The organism is Cutibacterium nasicola (assembly GCF_051303185.1).
Lineage (GTDB): Bacteria > Actinomycetota > Actinomycetes > Propionibacteriales > Propionibacteriaceae > Cutibacterium.
This window is the reverse complement of the sequence record NZ_JBPPGE010000004.1, coordinates 119,328-141,165: the sequence shown is the minus strand read 5'-3', so window position 1 is coordinate 141,165 and position 21,838 is coordinate 119,328. Positions and strand designations below refer to the sequence as shown.

Sequence of the window (21,838 nt, the reverse complement as noted above, 5' to 3'; positions counted from 1 at the left end):
AGGACAACGTCATGCCCCACACCAATTAGAGTTACTGACCATGACTGAGCCCGACCTGTCTGCCTTCTTCGCGTCTCGCCCGTCCCAGGGTTCAGCCGGGCCCGGGACGCTGCCAGCGGATGTGGCACGTACCGGGATGGGGCGGGCGGTCGACGTCCATGAGCTTCTGGACCATCTCAACCCGCCCCAGCGTGAGGCGGTGCTGCACACGGGGTCGCCGGTGCTCGTGGTGGCAGGAGCCGGGTCCGGCAAGACGAGGGTGCTCACCCGTCGGATCGCCCACCTGGTCACCCAGCGCGGGGTGCACCCGGGCTCGATCCTCGCCATCACCTTCACCAACAAGGCTGCGGCGGAGATGAAGGGGAGAGTGGTCGATCTCGTGGGGAATCGGGCTCGGTCGATGTGGGTGTCCACCTTCCATTCCAGCGCGGTGCGCATCCTGCGCTCGGATGCCGACAAGCTGGGATTGTCGAGGAACTTCTCCATCTACGACGACACCGATGCCAAACGTCTCATCTCCTTGGTGGCTCGGGACTCCAACGTTGATCCGAAGACATTCAAGCCGCGCGCCATCATGAACTGGATCTCACATCGGAAGAATGAGCTCATGGGTCCGTCCGAGGCGGCGCAGAAGGCGCAGACCGGAAATGACGAGCTCCATGTGTCGCTGTATGCGGAGTATCAGCGTCGTCTTCATGGCGCCAATGCCCTCGACTTCGACGACCTCATCATGAAGACAGTCGTTCTGCTTCGACAATTCCCTGAGGTTCGCGAGCAGTATCGTCGAAGGTTCCGACATGTTCTGGTTGACGAGTACCAGGACACCAACACTGCCCAGTACCAGATGATCCGAGCCCTGTGTGCCGACGAGTCCTCCCGTGTCGAGGAGGGAGTAGCGCTCCCGGGGCAGCGTCATGTCGATCCCCCTGAACTCATGGTGGTGGGAGACTCCGATCAGTCGATCTATGCCTTCCGGGGTGCCACGATCCGTAACATCCTTGATTTCGAGAAGGACTTCCCAGGGGCAAGGACGATCCTGCTGGAGCAGAACTACCGTTCCACCCAGAACATTCTCTCGGCTGCCAACTCCCTCATTCAGAAGAACACCGAGCGACCTGCGAAGAATTTGTGGACCGATCAGGGTGAGGGTGCCCCGATCACTGGTTACGTCGCCGACACCGAGCATGACGAGGCATCCTGGATCGTCGGCCGGATCGACGAGCTCGTCGACCAGGGGCGGACCACCTACGGTGAAGTTGCGGTGTTCTACCGCACCAATGCCCAGTCCCGAGCGTTGGAGGAGGTGTTCATCCGTACCGGCCTGCCCTACCGGGTGGTAGGCGGGGTGCGATTCTACGAGCGCAGGGAAGTGCGCGACGCCGTGTCGTACCTGCGCGCCATCGCCAACAAGGCCGATGACGTCTCGGTGCGTCGCATCCTCAACGTCCCCAAACGCGGTATCGGTGCTCGGGCCGAAGCGGCCCTGGAACTCTTCGCCACCGCCCGGCGCATCTCGTTCAGCGAGGCCATCGAACGAGTGGACGAGATTGACGGTCTGGCCACCAGATCCGCCAATCAGATCCGCGCTTTCGGTGAACTCATGGCCCAACATCGGGCAATGATGGAGCGAGGGGGCCGAGCCGACGAGATCACCGCGTCGATCCTCAAGGAGTCCGGCTACATCACCGAGTTGGAGAACTCCAAGGACCCCCAGGACGAGACCCGTCTGGAGAACCTCGTTGAGCTGGTCTCGGTGGCCGAGGAATTCGTGGCACGAGCGCACACTGCCGACGTACCCGACGACGAGACCGTTGTAGGTGAGGTGGACGACCTCGTCCTCGCCGGTGACGACTCCCTGCCTGCTTTCCTCGAGCAGATCGCCCTGGTCGCCGATGCGGACCAGATCCCGACCGAAGGGGACGGCGTCGTCACGCTCATGACCCTTCACACGGCCAAGGGGTTGGAGTTCGACACCGTGTTCCTCACCGGCTTCGAGGACGGTCTGTTCCCGCACGAGCAGTCCTTGGCCGATCCCGCGCAACTGCAGGAGGAACGACGGTTGGCCTACGTGGGCATCACCAGGGCCCGCAAACAGTTGTTCATCTCCCGCGCCGTGGTGCGCACCATGTGGGGGTCGCCACGGTACAACCCCGTAAGTCGATTCGTCGAGGAGATCCCGGACAGGCTCGTCGACTGGGAACGTGTGGTGGATTCCCTGGGCTGGCAGGCCCAGGCGCAGGAGACCACCAGAATTTCCCGAAACAGGGTCCTCAGCAGCCAGCGCCCGGGACGCTCGGGCCCGCACGGTGACGAGGGCCACGCGATTGGTTCGGGCAACGGATCGGTGCGTGGTCTGGGCACACCGGAGCTCTCACTGCAACCCGGCGACAAGGTGTTGCACACCACCTGGGGGCTCGGCACCGTGACGGCGACCTCGGGCCATGGCGCAGGGGCCAAGGCAGATGTCGACTTCGGTTCGGTGGGCGTCAAGCGATTGGCCCTGAGATTCGCCCCGATCGAGAAACTCTGAGTCTGCGACGGTGAGTTCAAGGCAGAGCACTGGTGCGATCGTCACCAGAGGCCTGCTGACGGCTGGGGAGTGGCGGTGGAGATGTGGACTACACGTCTGTCTGTGATTGGGTGAAAGGGAATGCACGTTTGTGCCTCATGGCTGTAAGCTACTCCTGAGGTCGGATGACGACCGTCCTGTACGGCGTCGGTCCTTCCGACAACGACCTGCCGGAGAGCGGTGGGCCACCTCGCAGAGTGGAGAGATTGTGGACCTGTACGAATACCAAGCCCGCGACCTGTTCGAGAAGCACGGTGTGCCAGTGCTTCGGGGCGTCGTCGCGGAGACTCCCGAGCAGGCGTCCGAGGCCGCAGCGAAGCTCGGCACCCCCGTCGTCGCCGTCAAGGCGCAGGTCAAGGTGGGTGGCCGTGGCAAGGCTGGCGGCGTCAAGATCGCCAAGTCCCCTCAGGAGGCGGCCGAGCGCGCCGATGCCATCCTGGGCATGGACATCAAGGGTCACACCGTTCACAAGGTGATGATCGCTGAGGGTGCTGACATTGCCGAGGAGTACTACTTCTCGATCCTGCTCGACCGCGGTGAGCGTCGCTACCTGGCGATGTGTTCTCGCGAGGGAGGCATGGACATCGAGACCCTTGCCAAGGAGCGTCCCGAGGCCCTGGCCAAGGTGCCGGTCGACCCGATCGACGGCATTGACGAGGCCAAGGCCCACGAGATCCTCACCGAGGCTGGCTTCCCCGAGGGTGAGCAGGACGCCATCGTCCCGGCCGTCATCAAGCTGTGGGAGACTTACCGTGACGAGGACGCCACCCTCGTTGAGGTCAACCCGATGATCAAGACCGGCGACGGGCGCATCCTCGCCATTGACGGCAAGATGACCGTCGACAACAACGCGTCGTTCCGTCAGCCCGAGCACGCGGCCTTGGTGGATCGCGCCACCACCGACCCGCTGGAGCTGCGCGCCGGTGAGCTCGGCCTCAACTACGTCAAGCTCGACGGCAACGTCGGCGTCATCGGAAACGGTGCCGGCCTCGTCATGAGCACCCTGGACTGCGTCGCCTACGCCGGCGAGGGATTCCCGGGCTCCCCGAGGCCCGCCAACTTCCTTGACATCGGCGGTGGCGCCTCGGCCGAGATCATGGCCAACGGCCTTGACCTCATCACGAGCGACGGGCAGGTTCGTTCCGTGTTCGTCAACGTTTTCGGCGGTATCACCGCCTGTGATCAGGTGGCGTTGGGAATCAAGGGTGCCCTCGAGAAGCTGGGCGAGAAGGCCTCCAAGCCGCTCGTCGTCCGTCTCGACGGTAACAACGTGGCCGAGGGCCGCAAGATTCTCGAGGAACTCAACCATCCGCTCGTGACCATGGTTGCGACCATGGACGAGGCCGCCAGCAAGGCCGCCGAGCTCGCATCCAAGGAGGCCTGAGACATGGCGATCATTCTTGACCAGAACTCCAAAATCATCGTCCAGGGCATGACCGGCTCGGAGGGCATGAAGCACACCCAGCGCATGCTCGACTCCGGCACCGCCGTCGTCGGCGGTGTCAACCCGCGCAAGGCTGGCACCACTGTGTCTTTCAATGGTGGCGCCACCGTCCCGGTCTACGGCAGCGTCAAGGAGGCCGTAGAGGCCACCGGTGCCAACGTGTCCGTGATCTTCGTCCCGGCCAAGTTCACCAAGTCGGCCGTCATGGAGGCCATCGACGCCGAGGTGCCGCTGGTTGTCTGCATCACCGAGGGTGTTGCCGTCAAGGACACCGCGGAGTTCTTCACCGCCGCCCAGCGCTCCGGCAAGACGCGCATCATCGGCCCGAACTGCCCCGGCATCATCAGCCCCGGGAAGTCCAACGCCGGTATCATCCCCGCCGACATCTCCGGTCCGGGGCGCGTCGGTCTGGTCTCCAAGTCGGGCACCCTGACCTACCAGCTCATGTACGAGGTGCGAGACCTGGGCATCTCGACGGCCATCGGCATCGGCGGTGACCCGATCATCGGCACCACCCACATTGATGCCCTGCAAGCCTTCGAGGACGACCCGGAGACCGACATCATCGTCATGATCGGTGAGATCGGTGGTGACGCCGAGGAGCGGGCCGCCAAGTACATCCGTGGGCACATCACCAAGCCGGTCGTGGCGTACGTGGCTGGTTTCACCGCTCCTGAGGGCAAGACGATGGGCCACGCCGGCGCCATCGTGTCCGGTTCCTCGGGTACTGCGGTCGCCAAGAAGGAGGCTCTCGAGGCTGTTGGCGTTCGCGTCGGCAAGACCCCGACCGAGACCGCCAAGCTGGCTCACGAGGCGATGGACTCGCTCAAGAAGTGACGCCCTGATCCTGCGTTCTCAAGGAACCCGGCCCCCTGTGGGGCCGGGTTCCTTGCGTTGTGCCGTGCTCACAGGTGTGGTGATTCAGCATCGTCGCTGGAGGACGGTAGGGTTCCGGATGACATCCTTCCCCGAACCGAACAGGATTTCCACATGGGCGCGACTGGCTCGACATCGACCTCGGCGAGGTTCGTCGTTGAGTCCTCCAAGGCCGACAAACCTCGTGAGCCTCGCGTCTCGTGGCCATGGCCGGTCGTCGTCGTGGTGGCCGCAGCCGTGGCCATCCTGGCCCAATGGCTCGCCTTGGCCGGGATCATCGTCGCGGAGTGGCTGGTCAGCAACGGTCAGTCGTTCCCGAGCATCCTCGCCGCGGCGTCGAGCTTCTGGCTGGGTGGCCACGGTGTGCCCATCGACATCGTCGGGATCCATGTCGGTCTCGTCCCGCTGGGGCTCACCTGCGTCAGTCTGCTGCTCGGTGAGGAGGCCTGTCGCTATGGCACCCGCGTCTTGTGGCATCGCCACGACGGACAGCCGCCACGCCGACATGTCGGTGAGGCGGTTGCCCTTCACACCACCATCGAGCTTCTCGCGGCAATCATCATGACGGCTGCCGCCGGTACGTCCCACTGGGTGACGGCCCTCGTTGGCGCCCTTCTCATCGGACTGTGCTCAGGCGTTGTCGGGGCCTGTCGCGGAGCACGCCTGAACCCCTTCAACGGTCTGCCCCACTGGGCGCGAGGGCTGCCGAAGGCCGTCGGATCAACCGTTGCCCTCTGCTTGGCAGGCGGATCAACCGCACTCGCGGTCACCCTGCTCGTGCACGCGAGCAACGTGGTCCATCTGCACCAGCAGATCGGGGCCACCGGGTGGGGAGGGATCTGCCTCATCCTGCTGCAACTGGCGTGGCTGCCCACCATGGCGCTGTGGGGAACCGCGTGGACAGTCGGTCCGGGGTTTGCCTTCGGAACTGAGACCTTCGTCTCACCGCTCGGAACACACCTCGGTATCGTTCCGGCGTTGCCAGTACTTGGCGCCCTGCCCTCCAGTGGTCCGTTGAGTCCGGCCGCCTGTGCCTGGTGCGCCGTCCCGGTGGCTTCCGGAATCATCGGCGGGATCCTGCTCATGAAGTCCTTGCCGGAGGCCGGGTTCGAGATCGGTGCGGGCATCGGTGCCCTTTCTGGTTTGTTGTCCGGGCTCGTGTTGGCCATCCTGGGCCTGCTGAGTCACGGCAGCCTCGGTGACGGACGCCTCAGTGAGGTCGGCACGATCATGCCGGCAACGGCAGGATGCGCGGTCGGCATCCTCACGCTGGTGACGATGCTGTGCGGATTCGCCATCGGGATCACTCGCCGTCTGCAATCCGAGGAGTCGCGGCGAAGGCGCGCAGAGCGTCGCGAGGCACGTAAGGAAAACCGCGCAGCCAAGTCCGAGCAGAGGGCTCAGGCTCGTGCCGTTCAGGCCGAGGACCTGGATGCGGATGAGGGTGCGACCTCGGTCGGGGACGAGTCGTCACGGAAGGACTCTGGGTCGAGGAGGATCACCCGCCCCGCGGCTGTGTCCAAGGACCCCAGACTGGTCAAGGAAGAGGCCATCGGTCACGACATCTACGACTCCATGTGCAACGATCGCGAGAGCCCCGAGAACGAGGACACCACTCACCATTCCTGAGCCGGTCGAGACCACCTTCAAGGGCGACATCGTGCCTCGAGACGACGAACCTCTGAGGGTGTCGCCACATGCCGTGGTAAAAAGGTGCATACTTGTCCGCAAGCACACGTGCTCCGGGGGTCGGTGAAAGTCCGAACCGGCGGTGACAGTCCGCGACCCGAACCGTCCTCGTGACGGTGAGGTTGAACCGGTGGAATTCCGGTGCCGACGGTGAAAGTCCGGATGGGAGGAGGCACGGTCGGTGGCTGGCGTCGTCGTCAGCCCCGTGCGACGTCCTTGCGCACCCCGGAGCCGCAACGGCCCGGGAGGACAGATGGACCAGCGGTGGGACGACGCCATGACGCTCGCCCTGAACTTGGCAGCCAACTCACCATGCCCCGACCCGAATCCGCGCGTCGGCTGCGTCATTGTCACCGACCGTCAGGTTGTCGGACAGGGATGGCATCACGGGGCAGGAACCCCACATGCCGAGGTGGAGGCACTGCGTCAGGCCGGCGACGCCGCCAGGGGAGCCACCGCCGTCGTCACCCTGGAACCGTGCAACCACACCGGACGTACCGGTCCGTGCAGCCGTGCCTTGTGTGAGGCCGGGGTTTCCCGCGTCGTCATCGCCCAGTCCGACCCCAACCCGGTGGCAACTGGGGGAGAACAGTTCCTGCGTGCCAACGGGGTCGAGGTCGTCACGGGTGTTCTTTCCGAGTCTGCCATGGCTCTCAACGCCGACTGGACCTTCAGCCAGACCCACCGACGCCCCCGGGTGTGCTGGAAGTACGCCGCCACCCTCGACGGACGAAGCGCCGCTCCTGACGGCACCAGCCAGTGGATCACCGGGGAGCAGGCGCGTCACCAGGTGCACATCGGTCGCTCCCGGTGCGGGGCCATCGTCGTCGGTGCCGGAACAGCTCTGGCGGATGATCCTCGGCTGACTGCCCGGCTACCCGAGGTCACCCGTCAGCCGCTGCGCGTCGTGGTGGGAATGAGAGATTTGCCCGCCGGTTGCCATCTCCACGACGATTCCGCCGAAACCTTGCAGATTCGAAGCCACGACCCCGCCGAGGTGCTTGACGTGTTGTGGCATCGCGGCATTCACCGGGTGTGGCTGGAGGGCGGCCCATGCCTGGCTGGAGCATTCCTGGCCGCCGATCTCGTTGATGAGGTCGTTGCCCACATCGCACCGACGGTATTGGGAGGCGGTCGGGCAGCCGTCACCGATCCCTCGGTCAACACCTTGGCCCTGGCCCACCACTTCGTCATCGACGACGTGTGTCGGCTGGGCCCGGACATCCAAATCAGCGCACATCACGAGTGAGGAGACCCATGTTCACCGGAATCATTGAGGAGATTGGCGAGGTCGTCGCCATTGACAAGGGACAGGAGTCGGCTCGACTGTCCATTCGCGGACCCTTGGTCTGCTCCGACGCCCGGATTGGATCGTCCATCGCCGTCAACGGCACCTGCCTGACAGTCACCGATCTCGACGAGGGGACCTTCGGTTGCGACGTCATGGCCGAAACCCTCAATCGCACTGCCCTGGGGCGGTTGGCCCCGGGGAACAGGGTCAATCTGGAGCGCCCGGTGGCCGTCGACGGACGCCTCGGCGGGCACGTCGTCCAGGGGCATGTCGATGGGGTTGCCGAACTCGTCTCTCGTACTCCCGGCGACCACTGGGAGGTCTTCCGATTCAGCCTTCCCACGACCCTGGCCAGGTACGTCGTCGAGAAAGGATCGATCGCCATCAGCGGCGCGTCCCTGACGGTCTGCGAGGTCAGTTCCCAGTGGTTCGAGGTGAGCCTCATCCCGACCACCCTCACTGACACGATTCTTGGGTCACTGGCACCTGGCGATCCCGTGAACATTGAGGTTGACGTCATCGCGAAGTACCTGGAGTCCCTCATGAACAAGGAGAGGCCATGCTGAACACCATCGAGGAGGCTCTGGCCGAGCTGCAGGCCGGACGTCCGGTGCTCGTCACCGACGACGCTGACCGGGAGAACGAGGGAGACGCCATCCTTGCCGCTGAACTGGCTGATCCACGTTGGGTCGGATGGATGGTCCGTCACACCTCCGGGTACCTGTGCGCACCCATGACCGACAAACACGCTGACCAACTCGGTCTGCCGCTGATGTGGCCCGCCAACCAGGACCCGCTGCGTACCCGCTACACCGTCGCCGTTGACGCGGCGTCCGGGATCACAACTGGTATTGATGCCGCTCAGCGAGCCCGGACCGCTCGAGTTCTCGCAAACGCCACGTCGACTCCCGCCGACCTGGTCCGCCCCGGCCATGTCCTGCCGCTGCGGTCCCGCGCCGGGGGAGTGCTGGAAAGGCGCGGTCACACCGAGGCTGCCGTCGACCTCGCCCGGCTGGCCGGCTTGGAACCCGTTGGTCTCATCGGTGAACTCGTCGGGGATGACGGTATGTGCCTGCGTGCTGACGCCATAGCTGAGTTGGCCCGCGCCGAGGGTCTCGTCTACATCACCATTGATCAGCTGGCGCAGTGGCGTCTCGTCCATGATTCGGCCGACACCGTCCCGGCCCCTCGCGTGACGGCCCTGGCCAGCGCGGAATTGCCAACCCGTCACGGCCGATTCACGATGACCGGCTATCGGGACAACCTCACCGGGGACGAGCACCTCCTACTCGCTTCTGACAAGGGGATTCACGCCGATGATGATGGTCCGGCCTGGGTGCGGGTGCACTCGGAGTGCCTCACCGGTGATGCTCTGGGATCCCTGCGATGCGACTGCGGTGACCAGCTGGCAGCCGCCCAGGCCCACGTTGACGAGCATGGTGGGGCCATCATCCTGCTGCGCGGCCACGAAGGCCGAGCAACTGGTCTGCTCAACAAGATCGCGGCCTACCGAGCCCAGGACGGAGGACTCGACACCGTCGACGCCCAGACCCACCTCGGTCTACCCATCGATGCTCGGGAGTACGGCGCGGCGGTGGCGATCCTGGCTGATGTCGGTGTGTCTGCCGTCCGTCTGTTGACGAACAACCCTGCCAAGGTGGATGCCCTGCGTGCAGGAGGACTCGAGGTGACGATGTCGCCCCTCGAGATCCCGGCCCGTCCTGAGGACGAGCGGTACCTACGTACGAAACGCGACCGGATGGGACATCTGTTGGCACTTGACCACGACATGTCCAAGATCACCACGCCCAACCCGACTCACCCCTGAGCACCCAAGGAGAATGATCATGAGCTCTTGTACCAATCTGGGGTCCGCTGCCCCTGACCTCAGCAATGTCGACGGCGGTGGCCTGCAGATCGCCATCGTCGCCTCGCAATGGCATGACAAGGTCATGACGGGTCTGCTCGACGGCGCCCTGCGTGGCCTGGCCGACGCCGGGGTGGTCGATCCTGTCGTCGTCAGGGTGCCAGGGTCCTTCGAACTCCCGGTGGCCTGTGCAGCCCTTGCAGACCACTTCGACGCCCTCGTCGCCCTGGGCGTGGTCATTCGGGGAGGAACCCCGCACTTTGACTACGTCTGCGACGCCGCCACCCAGGGCATCACCGACATCGCCGTGCGCACCAAGACCCCCATCGGTTTTGGCGTCCTGACCTGCGATGACGATGCCCAGGCCCTCGACCGTGCAGGTCTTGAAAGGTCCCACGAGGACAAGGGATATGAGGCCGCCCAAGCCGCCGTCGCCACCTTCACGACCCTGTCCGCGGTCATCGCCTCGCGCTCCACGCAGACTTTGAGGGCCTAGGGTGGAGTCGTGACCTTTCGTGTCGTCGTGCTCGTCTCGGGCACCGGAACCCTGTTGCAATCCCTCATAGACAACCTGCCCGAACAGGTGACCATTGTCGCCGTCGGCTCCGACCAGCCTGACGCCGTCGCCCTGCAACGAGCCGAGAAGGTCGGCATCCCCACTTTCGCCGAACCCCTTCCTCGGGCCGACGCCGACCAGCGGGCCTCCATGAGAGCGGTCTGGGACGCGCGGCTGACCGACGACGTGTCCCGGTTCGATCCTGATCTGGTCGTCTGTGCTGGCTTCATGAGGCTGCTCGGGGCGAGCTTCCTGGATCGTTTCGGGGGACGCACCATCAACTCTCATCCGGCCTTGCTGCCGTCCTTCCCCGGGATCCACGGCCCCCGCGACGCCCTCGACTACGGTGTCAAGATCACCGGTGCCACCGTCTTCATGGTCGACGCCGGGGTCGACACCGGCCGGATCCTCGCCCAGCGGGCCGTACCCGTCCTGACCGACGACACCGTCGGCTCCCTCCACGAACGTATCAAGGTGGAGGAGCGCGAGATGCTCGTCAAGGTCGTCACAGAACTTGCCGGGGCACGCCCCGGTACCCAAGAACTCGGCACCGAACCGTCCCGGAAGGATCCACAGTGAGCGAACGCCAACCCATCCGTCGCGCCCTCATCTCCGTCTACGACAAGTCCGGCCTTGACCAGCTGGCCGAGGCCCTCATCGACGCCAAGGTCGAGGTCGTCTCGACCGGCTCGACTGCCAAGGAGCTGGCCTCCCACGGGGTGAGGGTCATCGAGGTCAATGAGGTCACCGGGTTCCCGGAGTGCCTCGACGGTCGCGTCAAGACCCTCCACCCGAAGATCCACGCCGGCATCCTTGCCGATCGTCGCCTGGAGTCCCACCGCGACCAGCTGGCCGAGCTCGACGTCAAGCCGTTCGACCTCGTGGTGTGCAACCTCTACCCCTTCTCCGAGACCGTGGCCCGCGGGGGAGATTTCGACGAGTGCATCGAGAAGATCGACATCGGTGGCCCGGCGATGGTCCGCGCGGCTGCCAAGAATCACGCGAGTGTCGCCGTCGTCACCAACCCCGACCAGTACGGGGACCTCGCCGACGCCCTGTCCGAGGGCGGCTACACCGTCGAGGAGCGTCGGGTCCTGGCGGCCCGAGCCATCGCCCACACCGCTGCCTACGACGTCGCCGTGGCCACCTGGTTCTCCACCCGAAACGGGGTCGCCGTCGAAGGAGTGCCAGCCTTCGTCGGCATGACCGGTGAGCTCATTCGGCCGCTGCGCTACGGCGAGAACTCCCATCAGGCTGCTGCGGTCTACCAGAGCACCGGGGAACCCGGACTGGCCGGCGCCCGTCAGCTCCACGGCAAGGCCATGAGCTACAACAACTACGTCGACACCAACTCGGCCCGTCGCGCCGCCTTCGACTTCGAGGAGCCGTGCGTCGCCATCATCAAGCATTCCAATCCGTGCGGTATTGCCATCGGTTCCGACATTGCCGAGGCCCATCGCAAGGCCCACGCCTGTGACTCTCTGAGTGCTTTCGGCGGCGTCATCGCCACCAACCGCCCGGTCAGTGTCCAGATGGCCGAGCAGGTCGCCGAGATCTTCACCGAGGTCGTCGTCGCTCCCGGATACGAGGACGGGGCCGTGGAGATCCTGTCTCGTAAGAAGAACATCCGCCTGCTGGAGGCGCTCGCACCCAAGGTGGCCGGCTGGGAGTTGCGCCAGATCGACGGTGGCCTGCTGGCCATGGAGCCTGACGTCTTCCAGGCCGAGGGTGACGACCCGAGCCAGTGGACCCTCGCTGCTGGTGAGGCCGTTGACGATGCCACCCTGGCCGATCTGTTCTTCGCGTGGAAGGCCTGCCGCTCGGTGAAGTCCAATGCCATCCTGCTGGCCCATGACACAGCCTCGGTCGGCGTCGGCATGGGCCAGGTCAACCGCGTCGACTCCTGCCGTCTGGCCGTGGAGCGGGCCGGCGATCGCGCTGCCGGATCGGTGGCCGCATCCGACGCCTTCTTCCCCTTCGCCGACGGCCCCCAGGTGCTCCTCGATGCCAAGGTCGAGGCCATCGTCGAGCCGGGCGGATCGATTCGTGACGACGAGACCATCGAGGCCTGTCGCAAGGCTGGCGTCGCCCTCTACCTCACGGGAACGAGGCACTTCTTCCACTGATCTGGAACCTCGTGCCGAGACGGACATCTCGGCGTAAGGGTCAGCTCGAGACGACACGTGAAGGGGCCCGGACCATGATGGTCCGGGCCCCTCGTGGTTCTTCGGGGAGGTCAGTCGAGCTCAGCGATGTAATCCCACAGGGCGACGACGTGCTTGCCGTCAGGTGCCCAGCGAACCATCCCTTCGCCTGAGGAGGCGATGGTGTGGATCGTGAAGGTCACCTCCTGTCCCTTGTTGATCGTGGCGGGAATCGTCGATCCCTTGACCGGCTGTGCCCAGTGGTACTCGCCGGCTTCGTCCTGAACGTTGAACTGCTTGACCGACAGCGGAACTGTCCCGGTCGCTTCGCGGACTGTCACCGTCCACGTGAGGTCTGCTTCCTCCGCGCCAACCTTCGTTCCAGGTGGGGCGGTGGGACCGTTGACGTTCATGATCACCGAGTTGCCACAGTCAAGGTTCACCTTGACCTCAACTCCCTGGTAGGAGAGGGCCGGCTTCTGGGCGGTTCCGACGACGGTTCCCGGGGCGCTCTGCGAGGGCAACCAGGAAGGCATGGACTGGGCAGCCAGCTGCTCGGCGAGATCGTGAGCCTCGGCCGAGGTTGACGGCGCGGGCGAGGCGGCGTCGTGACCGGTCGCCGAGCATCCCGAGACAAGGGCGACACCTGTACACAGGCCGGCGACGACAGCCTTGCGAAGGCCCGTGGCGAGTGCGTGACGAGTACTCATCCCCCACCTCTCAGCGTCGTTTGCGACGGATGGTCCAGGCAGAGACGGCGGCACCGACGACGACCAGACCGGCAATTGCGGACTCCGCGGCAGCCGGGTCGGAAACCTCACTATTACCGGTGCGCGGCAGGCTGGGGTGCGAACCGTTGCCGTCGTCACCAGGAGCAGCGCCGGGGGCAGTGCTCCTGGTGGCGGTGGCAGTCGGGGTAGCGGAGGCGGTCGTGGATGCACTGGCTGAGGCGCTCGAGGTGGTGGTGGCCGACGGATTCGGGGTCACCGAGGTACTCGGAGTGGTCGAGGCGGACGGCTGTGGCTCAGCCGGCAGGTTGTTGAAGACGTCCTTGCCGAAGGTCCCCAGACCAGCCTGAGCAGCAAAACCGAGGTGGCCGGCTCCATCGAGCCCGGTGGAGACGGTGCCAGCTTCGAGCTCACGGGTGTCATTGCCTCGGGAGACCTCGAAGAGATCCTCCATGGTGCGCAACCATGAGAAATGGTTGTAGTAGGTGTTCGAGACGGTCCCCGGCTTGATGTACGGGGAGATGAGCACCGACCCGGTGGCACCGCCGCCAGGGGTGGCGTCCTGGGCGTTGAAGGTGGCCAGCGGGGACTGGTCGTCAGCCAGGTGTCCGGGGACACCAGTTGCCGACAGGGTCACCGAGGTGACGTCAGCGGTGGTCTTCAGAGGCTTGTCGTTGGCATCGACGATGACGAAGGAGGGGTTCGTCACCTCATCCTTGGGATCGGCGACCATGTTCGGGCCCTGGTTGGCGACCTTGCCGACGTAAGCACCGTCAGGGATGCCCTCGCCGGTGACCTTGCGACCCAGATCGGTGACGGTGACCTTGCCGGTCAACGTGGAGGTGCCAGCAGTGGTGGTGACGTCAATCGTCTTGGCCTTGGAGTAGCCCCAGTCGGCGCCGGTGTTCTTGGCGCCGTGCACGCAGTTGGACTTGTCGGCGTTCACCAGGTCGGTGTCCTGCTCACAGGACGGCGGCCGGGTGATGTAACCGTTGTCGCCCGGTCCTGGGAACAACTGGTTGCCGTGTTCGTCGGTCTCGAGGGTCGAATTCGGGCCGGTCGGCTCCCAGTCGACGTTCTCGCCGTTGATGTTCTGCCCGGCGAGGTCGGCCTTGACGTAGTTCTTCGACATCTTGGACGGTTTCGGGAAGGTGTTGGCCTCGTACTTCTTGTACCCCTCCGCGAGATCCTTGATGGTCTGAGGGGAGTAGGTGTACAGCTCTTCCTTGCGGGCGGTGTTCGCAATGGTGGTGTCATCGGTGGCGTTGTTGAACGACATGTTCGTGAAGGGTGGGTTGGCCTCGTCGAAGGTGATGTCGATGAGCCCACCGTCCTTGAAGGCATCCGACTTCTCGATGAGCGGGATGTAGTAGCGCAGCCACAGATCAGCGGCGTAGAGGCCACCGGTGTGGTTCTTCGGTGGGGTGGTCAGCGGCCTGGAGTAGTCCGGCTTGCCGTCGGCGTCGAAGAGGCCGGAAAGATTGTTGCCCTTACAGGTGGCGTCGTGGGCGTCCGAGCAGTTGTTCGGTGTGATCCAGCTGAAGGCCGGTACCTCGTCGGCGGGCTTCGCCAGGTCGGTGAGAAGTCCGTTGGACGGGTCGTCGGCGTTGGCAATGTGCTTGGAGTCCGACGGAATGCCACCGTCGGCGGGCTTGGTCAAGGAATCCTTGCCAGTGCCGTCATGACCGATGATGGAGTGGAACCACGGGAAGGGGAAGTGTTTTGCGACGTATTGGTCGTCGGGCTGAGCGCCGGTGAAAGACGTGATGCCCTTGGCCTTGTCCTCCTCGGTCGGCTTCATGGCCTTGGGGTTGTTGTCCGGGGTGTTCTCCAGGGTGCCGGGGGAGCCAGCCAGACCGTCCTCGCGGCCGGGATGGTTGCGCAGGTCCTGGGCGTATCCCTTCCAGGTGACGCCGGCAGCGTCGAACTGGTTGAAGAGGGTGGGGACGTCCTTGGGGTAGGTGCAGCCATTCTTGCCATCGGCTGCGTTCGGGCCGGCCAACGAGAGAACTTGGCCGTAGTTGTCGTCGCGCCCGAACTCCTTGCCGGTGTGACGGTCGATGATCGACGCGTTCGAGCCGAAACTGGTGTTGGCGACGTCGCAGTCGGACTGGAGGTCCATCTCGGCGGACTGTCCGGAGACCATCGAGGTGTAGTTGTCCTGCGAGTAGTGGCCGGTGCCGAAGTAGTGGGGGAGCAGCGCGCCCTGCTTCGGCAGGTCCTTCCACAGGTAGGAGTTCTGGTTGAGTCCGGAGAAGGTGGCGTCGTAGGACTTGTTCTCCAGGATAATGAGCCAGACGTGCTTGATCTTGCCGCTGGCAACGTTCGTCGAGGTGATGGCGGTGTGTTTCGTGGCGCTGCTGGATGCGCCGGGTGTGGGCTCGTTGCTGGGCTGGGCATGGCTTGCGATCGGCGCGACGAACCCGAAGGTAGCCATGCCGGCAGCGACGGAGGCGCTCACCAATCGGGTGAGGCGAGGATGCGATGTGTGCATGGCACCGGTCTACCCACGGCAGTCGGAAGGTGAGAGAGTAGCCGGTGAACAGCGAGGGAATTGCTGGTGAATGTGTGGTGGTGGCATGCAGGCGACGACGTGGGTGGCACTGGGGCGTCAAGCCTTTGCCGTGGTCGCCAGATGGCTTCGTGACGGGGTGTGTCGCGATCGCGCACCGTTCCGGTGTGTTCCTGCGAACACCCTTGTCGTGCCGTGGTTCTGCTGCCAGACGATGATCACTCCGTGGCAATTGGAGGGGTACCGGGTGCGACGGGTGGAGATCGGTGACGATTTCCTGGTGGACGCCGACTCCCTGGCCGCAACCATGACGTCATGTCGTCGACGAGGCGAACACCCGGTGGTGTTGAGCTGCGAGACCTTTGGGATCCAGCCTGGTTCGGCCCTGGCTGACGTCCTCGAAGAAACCCGACGACACCACATTCCCGTGGTCGTCGATCGGACCCACTCCTTCCTGGCGCCGTCGTCGTCACCGGCTGACGTCGAGGTCGTCAGTACCCGAAAGCTCCTGCCGGTGCCAGAGTTGGCGTGGGCCAGAGCCGCTCACGACCTGTCCGGTCTGCTGGGAGCACGCGACGAGGGGGACGAGCTTCTCACTGCGGCACGACGACGTTTCCTGGCTCGACGGGGACTGGCCACCTTCGAGGCGGCAGAGGATCTGGCTGACGAGTGCTGGGCGCCGGTGCCACCACATGACGACGCACGGCGTGAGTTCGAGGCGTGTGATCTGACTGGGTATGCCCGGCTCGTCGACCGGACGAGGGACGAGGTAGTGGCCGGGGTGTCCGGGGCAGGGGCGATCCGCGTGGTCAATCCGAGGGCCTCGTGCTCGGTCGTCCTTCAGCATCCGGATGCCGGGGAGATCGCTGACGGGTTGCGAAGGGTCGGTGTCGTCGGCCCGTTGTACTGGGACCGCCCGCGTCATCTGGACGTCGAGTGGCCGGACGATCTCGTCAGTCTGCCGCCGGTCATGGACGTGAACACCATTGATCGGGTCATTGACGTCGTCACCTCGGTCGTCGGTCGGTGAGGGACTGTGTCTCGTGACAAAATGGTGGCTTGTCGAGGCCGTGACACAAGGAGGATCCATGACAGCTCAGAAACTCGACGGCAAGGCCACCGCTGCCACCATCAAGTCCGAGCTTGCCGAACGTGTGGCAGTCCTACGCGACAAGGACGTTGTTCCGGGACTGGGAACGGTGCTCGTCGGGGATGATCCGGCGTCGCACCAGTACGTCGCGGGCAAGCATCGCGACTGCGCTCAGGTGGGAATCGAGTCGATCCGGGTCGACCTACCAGGTGACGTCACGGCGGAGGATCTTGCCCAGGAGATTCGTGGGCTCAATGCCAATCCGCGGTGCACGGGGTACATCGTCCAGCTGCCGCTGCCTCGCCACATCGACACCAACTGGGCCCTCAACCTCATTGATCCCGACAAGGACGCCGACGGCCTGACCCCCGCATCGCTGGGGCGTCTGGTGCTCAACGAGCCGGCGCCGCTGCCGTGCACCCCGCGCGGCATCGTCGAGCTGCTGACCCGTCACGGGATCGAGCTGCCGGGAGCCAACGTCTGTGTGGTGGGCCGTGGCACGACGGTTGGTCGGCCGCTGGGACTGCTACTGACTCGACGCAGTGAGAATTGCACTGTCACCTTGTGCCACACCGGTACTCGTAACCTCGCTGACCACACCCGTCAGGCCGACATCATCGTCGGCGCGGCTGGGGCCCTGGGGCTCATCGATGCGAGCATGATCCGCGAAGGAGCCGTGCTGGTCGACGTCGGTGTGTCGCGGTCGGCGGAGGGGAAGATCCAGGGTGACTTCGCTCCTGACGTGTGGGAGAAGGCCGCATGGGTCTCGCCCAACCCGGGCGGGGTCGGTCCGATGACCCGCGCCATGCTGCTGTCCAACGTCGTCGACAGGGCCGAGCGGCTCGCTGCGGATCCTTCATGAGTCGACAAACGGCTGAGGCACCCACCGGAGGTGCCACCCGGTCACCGCGACCTGATGACCGCCGTGTCGCCTCGACGGGGCACCTGGAGTCCTGGTGGGCGCTGACCGTGTGCCTGCTCGGAGTCGCCGCGTCCGCGATCGTCATGGCGACGGGGCACTGGCGGCGTGGGGCGATGGTCTTCGCTGCCTCGGCGCTGCTGGCAGGTGTGCTCAGAGCGGTGTTGCCTGACAATCTCGCCGGACTGTTGGCAGTAAGGGCACGGTGGGTGGATTCGGTGCTCTTGCTGGGGCTGGGAACCCTCATGGTCGTCGTCATCATGACGAGGTGACGGCCTCGACAACGTACATGCCACCAGAAAGACGCACGTGGCTGTTGGCTCAGTGTGCGTCCAAGACGCAACGACGCCGACGGGCGAAGCTACGGGCCGAGGTCAACCCCTCACCAGTCGGTCCGGCGATGGTGAAGGTCGCGAACCCCTCACCGTTGATGCCGATACCCGCGTAGGACGGTCCATTCTTGACGAAGATCGTCGTCTGGATGCGGCGGGCCATGAGGTCGAGTCGCGAGACATCCTTGGAGTGCATGATCGCGGTGTGGCGGTTGCCATGCTCCAACTCGACAGCCAGGTCAATGGCGGCGAGGTAATCGGCGGCAGGCACCACCGGGACGACCGGCATGAGCATCTCGACCTGGACGAAGGGGTCCAGCGGGTCGGTCACCATGGTGATGAGTCGGGTGTCCTGCTCGGGCTCGATACCGGCGGCACGTAGGATTTTCTGAGCGTCCTGGCCCACCCACTTGGTGTTGGGCTTGGCGCCTGAGGGATCGAGCAGCAAGGACCGCAGCCTGGCAAGGTCATCCTTGTCGCTGATGACCTGGGCGCCATTGGCCTGCAGCGCAGTCATGAACTCCGGCAGCACCGAGGCGACGACGATCATCTCCTTCTCGGCGGTGCACGGCAGGTTGTTGTCGAAGGCGGCACCCTGGACGATGTCCGTGGCGGCCTTGGCGATGTCGGCGGTCTCATCAACGACGACGGGCGGGTTGCCCGACCCTGCGCCGATGGCCTTCTTGCCACTCGAGAGCACCATGTTGACGATCTGCGGGCCTCCGGTGGCCACCAGCATCGTGATGTCCGGGTGGCCGATGAGCTGCTTGGTGGTGGACGGGGTCGGGTTCGCGATGAGGGTGATGAGGTTGGCGGGGGCGCCGGCCTCCATCATCGCGCGGTTGAGGATGTCGACCAGCCAGGCGCTGAGGTGACGGGCTCGCGGATGGGGGCTGAAGACGACGGTGTTACCTGCCGAGAGCATGCCGACGGTGTTGCAGATGATGGTCTCGGTGGGATTTGTCGTCGGGGTGATGGCGCCGATGACGCCGTAGGGGCTGTACTCGAGGGTGGTGAGCCCGTCGTCACCCTGATGGGCCTCAATGACGAGGTCCTCCACACCGGGGGTGCGAGTGGCAGCATAGAAGTTCTTGAGTACTTTGTGATGGGCGTTGCCCATCTTGGTTTCCTCGACGGCAGCGCTGGCCATGTACTCCAGACGGTCTTGCTGGGTCGCGGCCTCACGGACGGCATCAACGAAGGCGCGACGCTGGGCCAGGGAGCATTCCGAGAAGGCGACAAAGGCCCTACGAGCGGCGCCCACCGCAGAATTGACATCGTTGAAGACTCCGGCGAGGTCCTCGACGTTGGGTTCGGTGACGGGACGTTCGGCTGTGGTGGTCATGGCTGCTGGCTCCTTCGGATGTGGAGTCCTGGGAGATCCGCCTCCTTGCGGTGGACATCAGGACATCTGACGTTTCGACCATAAGAATGGCCACTCACGTTCGTCCAGAGCTAAGCCAAGAACAGGTCCGAGGTGCAGTTGAGGCAAACCTGGGCGTGCACTGATGTGCATTTTGGAGGAAGGGTCATTTGTGGCTTTTGCCACTGTGTATCGAGGGCTGAAGAACCGATGAAAACCCTGCAGCGACAGGGTGACAAGCATCATTGTGAGCGGACTTGGCGACCCGGACCCTTGCACGTTCGTGCAAGGGTGTGGTGCATCTCTCCAGACGGACGACAACCTGCTCAAAGTCCCGAAAATGGCGCCATGACGCGCAGAACGGGCCCGGGAACTGAAGTTCCCGGGCCCGTCCCTCAGTGATCGGTCGATCAGATGAGGCCGAGCTCCTTGACGGCGTCGCGCTCGTCGGCGAGCTCCTTGACGGAGGCGTCGATCTTGGCACGCGAGAAGTCATCGATCTCGAGACCCTGGACGATCTCGACCTTGCCGTCCTTGACGGTTACGGGGAAGGAGGAGATGAGTCCCTCAGGCACTCCGTAGGAGCCATCGGACGGGATGGCCATGGAGACCCAGTCACCCTCGGCGGTGGAACCCATCCAGTCGCGCATGCACTCGACGGTGGCGTTGGCGGCCGAAGCGGCCGAGGAAGCGCCACGGGCGTCAATGATGGCGGCGCCGCGCTTGGCGACGGTCGGGATGAACTCGTTCTCGATCCAGGCCTCGTCCACCAGATCGGTGGCCTTCTGGCCAGCGACCTCGGCGTGGAAGACGTCGGGGTACTGGGTGGAGGAGTGGTTGCCCCAGATGGTCATGTGACGCACGTCGTTGACGGTCTTGCCGGTCTTGCGGGCCAGCTGAGTCTTGGCGCGGTTGTGATCCAGACGGGTCAGGGCGGCGAAGTGATCGTTCGGGATGTCGGTGGCGTTGGTGGCGGCGATGAGGGCGTTGGTGTTGGCGGGATTGCCGGTGACGAGAACGCGGACGTCGTCGGCGGCGACCTCGCTCAGGGCCTTGCCCTGGGCGGTGAAGATGGCACCGTTCTTGGTGAGCAGGTCGGAACGCTCCATACCGGCCTTACGGGGCATGGCGCCGACAAGGAAGGCGGCGTTGACTCCGTCGAAGACCTTCTTCGGGTCGTCGCCGATCTCGATGTTTACGAGGTTGCCGAAGGCGCAGTCGTCAAGCTCCATGACGACACCTTCGAGGGCCTTGAGGGCCGGGGTGATCTCGAGAAGACGAAGCTCGATGGGAGTGTTGCCGAGCAGCGAACCGGAGGCGATGCGGAACAGCAGGCTGTAGCAAATCTGGCCGGCAGCACCGGTGACGGCAATCTTGACTGGGGTCTGGGTCATGGATCTCTCCTTGAAAGTCCTCGATGACACTTGGATACCTCCGAGCGTACTCGCGGCCCGAGCGTGAGGTGGGTCGGGGGAGAATACTCACCAGGACCAGCTCGACGCGGTGAGAAATCTCCCGTTGCACGCCCAGCGGCTGCATGGCCCCTCAGCTGAGGATGACGGTACGCATGCCGTCCAGGAAGGTGCGATGTTCGGCGAAGAGACGCACGGCCTCGTCAAGGGTCGCCGACTCGGTGTCCTGTCCAACGGCTGTCAGCTGGGCGACGCTCTGGGAATGATCCACGCGCTGGACCCGCTGTTCGATGATGGGTCCCTCGTCAAGGTCGACGGTGACGAAGTGGGCGGTCGCCCCGATGAGTTTGACCCCGCGGGAATGCGCCTGGCGGTAAGGGTTGGCCCCTTTGAACCCGGGCAGGAATGAATGGTGGATGTTGATGCAGCGGCCCGACAGCTGCTCACAGAGTTCGGGCGAGAGGATTTGCATGTAGCGGGCCAAGACCACCAACTCGACGTCGAGATCATCGACGGTGCGCAGCACGGCCCCCTCGAAGGCTGCCTTGGACTCCTTGTCGACCTTCTGCCACCGGAACGGCACCTTGTGGAACTGCGCCAGGTCCGCGAGGTCAGGGTGGTTGGCCATCACCTGCACGACGTCAATGGCCAGCCGACCGGTGTCGCGGTTGAACAACAGGTGAGACAGACAGTGGGGTGCCTTGGACGCAAGGATGAGGGTGCGGACCGGACGTCCCAGTTCGTCGATGTGGAATGTCGCGTTGTAGCGCTGTGCAAGTTCTGCCACGGCAGATTCCAGATCGGCCCGGCAGTTCACCGACTCGACCTGCAGTCGGATGAAGAAGTGTCCGGTGTCAGCGCTGGTGAACTGCTGGCATTCGGTGAGGTTGCCGCCAATCTGGGCGCATGCTCCGGTGACGGCATGGACGAGTCCGGGCTGATCGGGGCTGGTCCAGGTGACGACGAGCTCGTGGGGTTCCGACATGACCAGTACGGTAGTCGGCCCAGCGTCATGACGAGAGTGGTTTCGGGGAGCGGATTGACAG

18 protein-coding genes and 1 riboswitch are annotated in these 21,838 nt (G+C 64.7%); of the genes, 13 read left to right on the top strand and 5 right to left on the bottom strand.

Annotation, left to right across the window (positions count from 1 at the left end; genetic code table 11):
- Positions 1-40: 40 nt before the first annotated feature.
- The 10 genes from pcrA (at position 41) to purH (ending at position 12,418) form a co-directional block, all read left to right on the top strand.
- Positions 41-2,530 (top strand): DNA helicase PcrA, encoded by a 2,490-nt coding sequence (pcrA, locus tag ACSJJT_RS08060; protein ID WP_435917817.1) that lies wholly within the window; start codon positions 41-43, stop codon positions 2,528-2,530.
- A 247-nt stretch (positions 2,531-2,777) separates the two neighbouring features.
- Positions 2,778-3,953, top strand: a complete 1,176-nt coding sequence (gene sucC / locus ACSJJT_RS08055; protein ID WP_435917816.1) for an ADP-forming succinate--CoA ligase subunit beta — start codon at positions 2,778-2,780, stop codon at positions 3,951-3,953.
- A gap of 3 nt (positions 3,954-3,956) precedes the next feature.
- Positions 3,957-4,850, top strand: a complete 894-nt coding sequence (gene sucD / locus ACSJJT_RS08050) for a succinate--CoA ligase subunit alpha (protein ID WP_435917815.1) — start codon at positions 3,957-3,959, stop codon at positions 4,848-4,850.
- A 153-nt stretch (positions 4,851-5,003) separates the two neighbouring features.
- Positions 5,004-6,518: a cell division protein PerM gene (locus tag ACSJJT_RS08045; protein ID WP_435917814.1), complete on the top strand. Its 1,515-nt coding sequence runs from the start codon at positions 5,004-5,006 to the stop codon at positions 6,516-6,518.
- A 105-nt stretch (positions 6,519-6,623) separates the two neighbouring features.
- Positions 6,624-6,757: riboswitch (FMN riboswitch) on the top strand.
- A gap of 74 nt (positions 6,758-6,831) precedes the next feature.
- Positions 6,832-7,827, top strand: a complete 996-nt coding sequence (gene ribD / locus ACSJJT_RS08040; protein ID WP_435917813.1) for a bifunctional diaminohydroxyphosphoribosylaminopyrimidine deaminase/5-amino-6-(5-phosphoribosylamino)uracil reductase RibD — start codon at positions 6,832-6,834, stop codon at positions 7,825-7,827.
- 8 nt (positions 7,828-7,835) lie between these two features.
- The gene (locus ACSJJT_RS08035; protein WP_435917812.1) at positions 7,836-8,435 is read left to right on the top strand and encodes a riboflavin synthase; all 600 of its coding nucleotides are present in this window, start codon (positions 7,836-7,838) and stop codon (positions 8,433-8,435) included.
- On the top strand, positions 8,429-9,697 hold the full coding sequence (ribB, locus tag ACSJJT_RS08030) for a 3,4-dihydroxy-2-butanone-4-phosphate synthase (RefSeq protein ID WP_435917811.1): 1,269 nt from the start codon (positions 8,429-8,431) through the stop codon (positions 9,695-9,697). The genes ACSJJT_RS08035 and ribB overlap by 7 nt, the downstream gene beginning before the upstream one ends.
- Before the next feature lie 19 nt (positions 9,698-9,716).
- Positions 9,717-10,232, top strand: coding sequence for a 6,7-dimethyl-8-ribityllumazine synthase (gene ribH / locus ACSJJT_RS08025; RefSeq protein ID WP_435917810.1), 516 nt, complete (start codon positions 9,717-9,719; stop codon positions 10,230-10,232).
- 9 nt (positions 10,233-10,241) lie between these two features.
- Positions 10,242-10,871 carry a phosphoribosylglycinamide formyltransferase gene (gene purN / locus ACSJJT_RS08020; protein ID WP_435917809.1) on the top strand — a complete coding sequence of 210 codons (630 nt, stop codon included), beginning with the start codon at positions 10,242-10,244 and terminating at the stop codon, positions 10,869-10,871.
- Entirely contained in the window at positions 10,868-12,418 is a 1,551-nt protein-coding gene (gene purH / locus ACSJJT_RS08015) for a bifunctional phosphoribosylaminoimidazolecarboxamide formyltransferase/IMP cyclohydrolase (RefSeq protein WP_435917808.1), read from the top strand. Before purN ends, purH begins: the two co-directional genes overlap by 4 nt.
- A gap of 110 nt (positions 12,419-12,528) precedes the next feature.
- On the opposite strand, the gene ACSJJT_RS08010 is transcribed toward purH, so the two are convergent.
- Both ACSJJT_RS08010 and ACSJJT_RS08005 read right to left on the bottom strand, forming a co-directional pair.
- Positions 12,529-12,849, bottom strand: coding sequence for a hypothetical protein (locus ACSJJT_RS08010; protein ID WP_435917970.1), 321 nt, complete (start codon positions 12,847-12,849; stop codon positions 12,529-12,531).
- Positions 12,850-13,156: 307 nt separating this feature from the next.
- Complete coding sequence (locus tag ACSJJT_RS08005; RefSeq protein WP_435917807.1) at positions 13,157-15,658, bottom strand: alkaline phosphatase family protein; 2,502 nt, start codon at positions 15,656-15,658, stop codon at positions 13,157-13,159.
- Between the two features lie 85 nt (positions 15,659-15,743).
- Between ACSJJT_RS08005 and ACSJJT_RS08000 the strand changes: the two genes are divergently transcribed.
- The 3 genes from ACSJJT_RS08000 to ACSJJT_RS07990 are packed head-to-tail and all read left to right on the top strand — an operon-like array spanning position 15,744 to position 17,957.
- On the top strand, positions 15,744-16,706 hold the full coding sequence (locus ACSJJT_RS08000; protein WP_435917806.1) for a hypothetical protein: 963 nt from the start codon (positions 15,744-15,746) through the stop codon (positions 16,704-16,706).
- Between the two features lie 58 nt (positions 16,707-16,764).
- A complete protein-coding gene (locus ACSJJT_RS07995) occupies positions 16,765-17,628 on the top strand; it encodes a bifunctional methylenetetrahydrofolate dehydrogenase/methenyltetrahydrofolate cyclohydrolase (RefSeq protein ID WP_435917805.1) in 864 nt (287 codons plus the stop codon).
- Positions 17,625-17,957 carry a DUF3017 domain-containing protein gene (locus tag ACSJJT_RS07990; protein ID WP_435917804.1) on the top strand — a complete coding sequence of 111 codons (333 nt, stop codon included), beginning with the start codon at positions 17,625-17,627 and terminating at the stop codon, positions 17,955-17,957. Before ACSJJT_RS07995 ends, ACSJJT_RS07990 begins: the two co-directional genes overlap by 4 nt.
- A 49-nt stretch (positions 17,958-18,006) precedes the next feature.
- Here the strand turns inward: ACSJJT_RS07990 and ACSJJT_RS07985 are convergent, their stop codons facing one another.
- The 3 genes from ACSJJT_RS07985 to ACSJJT_RS07975 form a co-directional block, all read right to left on the bottom strand.
- Positions 18,007-19,362, bottom strand: coding sequence for an aldehyde dehydrogenase family protein (locus tag ACSJJT_RS07985; protein WP_435917803.1), 1,356 nt, complete (start codon positions 19,360-19,362; stop codon positions 18,007-18,009).
- Positions 19,363-19,790: 428 nt separating this feature from the next.
- Positions 19,791-20,774, bottom strand: coding sequence for a malate dehydrogenase (locus ACSJJT_RS07980; protein ID WP_435917802.1), 984 nt, complete (start codon positions 20,772-20,774; stop codon positions 19,791-19,793).
- Between the two features lie 151 nt (positions 20,775-20,925).
- On the bottom strand, positions 20,926-21,777 hold the full coding sequence (locus tag ACSJJT_RS07975; protein ID WP_435917801.1) for a formyltetrahydrofolate deformylase: 852 nt from the start codon (positions 21,775-21,777) through the stop codon (positions 20,926-20,928).
- Positions 21,778-21,838: the final 61 nt, after the last annotated feature.

Coding starts and splice junctions, on each gene's coding strand:
- pcrA (WP_435917817.1), top strand. CDS start 41: ATGACTGAGCCCGACCTGTCTGCCTTCTTCGCGTCTCGCCCGTCCCAG.
- sucD (WP_435917815.1), top strand. CDS start 3,957: ATGGCGATCATTCTTGACCAGAACTCCAAAATCATCGTCCAGGGCATG.
- ACSJJT_RS08045 (WP_435917814.1), top strand. CDS start 5,004: ATGGGCGCGACTGGCTCGACATCGACCTCGGCGAGGTTCGTCGTTGAG.
- ribD (WP_435917813.1), top strand. CDS start 6,832: ATGGACCAGCGGTGGGACGACGCCATGACGCTCGCCCTGAACTTGGCA.
- ACSJJT_RS08035 (WP_435917812.1), top strand. CDS start 7,836: ATGTTCACCGGAATCATTGAGGAGATTGGCGAGGTCGTCGCCATTGAC.
- ribB (WP_435917811.1), top strand. CDS start 8,429: ATGCTGAACACCATCGAGGAGGCTCTGGCCGAGCTGCAGGCCGGACGT.
- ribH (WP_435917810.1), top strand. CDS start 9,717: ATGAGCTCTTGTACCAATCTGGGGTCCGCTGCCCCTGACCTCAGCAAT.
- ACSJJT_RS08010 (WP_435917970.1), bottom strand. CDS start 12,849: ATGAACGTCAACGGTCCCACCGCCCCACCTGGAACGAAGGTTGGCGCG.
- ACSJJT_RS08005 (WP_435917807.1), bottom strand. CDS start 15,658: ATGCACACATCGCATCCTCGCCTCACCCGATTGGTGAGCGCCTCCGTC.
- ACSJJT_RS08000 (WP_435917806.1), top strand. CDS start 15,744: ATGCAGGCGACGACGTGGGTGGCACTGGGGCGTCAAGCCTTTGCCGTG.
- ACSJJT_RS07995 (WP_435917805.1), top strand. CDS start 16,765: ATGACAGCTCAGAAACTCGACGGCAAGGCCACCGCTGCCACCATCAAG.
- ACSJJT_RS07990 (WP_435917804.1), top strand. CDS start 17,625: ATGAGTCGACAAACGGCTGAGGCACCCACCGGAGGTGCCACCCGGTCA.
- ACSJJT_RS07985 (WP_435917803.1), bottom strand. CDS start 19,362: ATGACCACCACAGCCGAACGTCCCGTCACCGAACCCAACGTCGAGGAC.
- ACSJJT_RS07980 (WP_435917802.1), bottom strand. CDS start 20,774: ATGACCCAGACCCCAGTCAAGATTGCCGTCACCGGTGCTGCCGGCCAG.
- ACSJJT_RS07975 (WP_435917801.1), bottom strand. CDS start 21,777: ATGTCGGAACCCCACGAGCTCGTCGTCACCTGGACCAGCCCCGATCAG.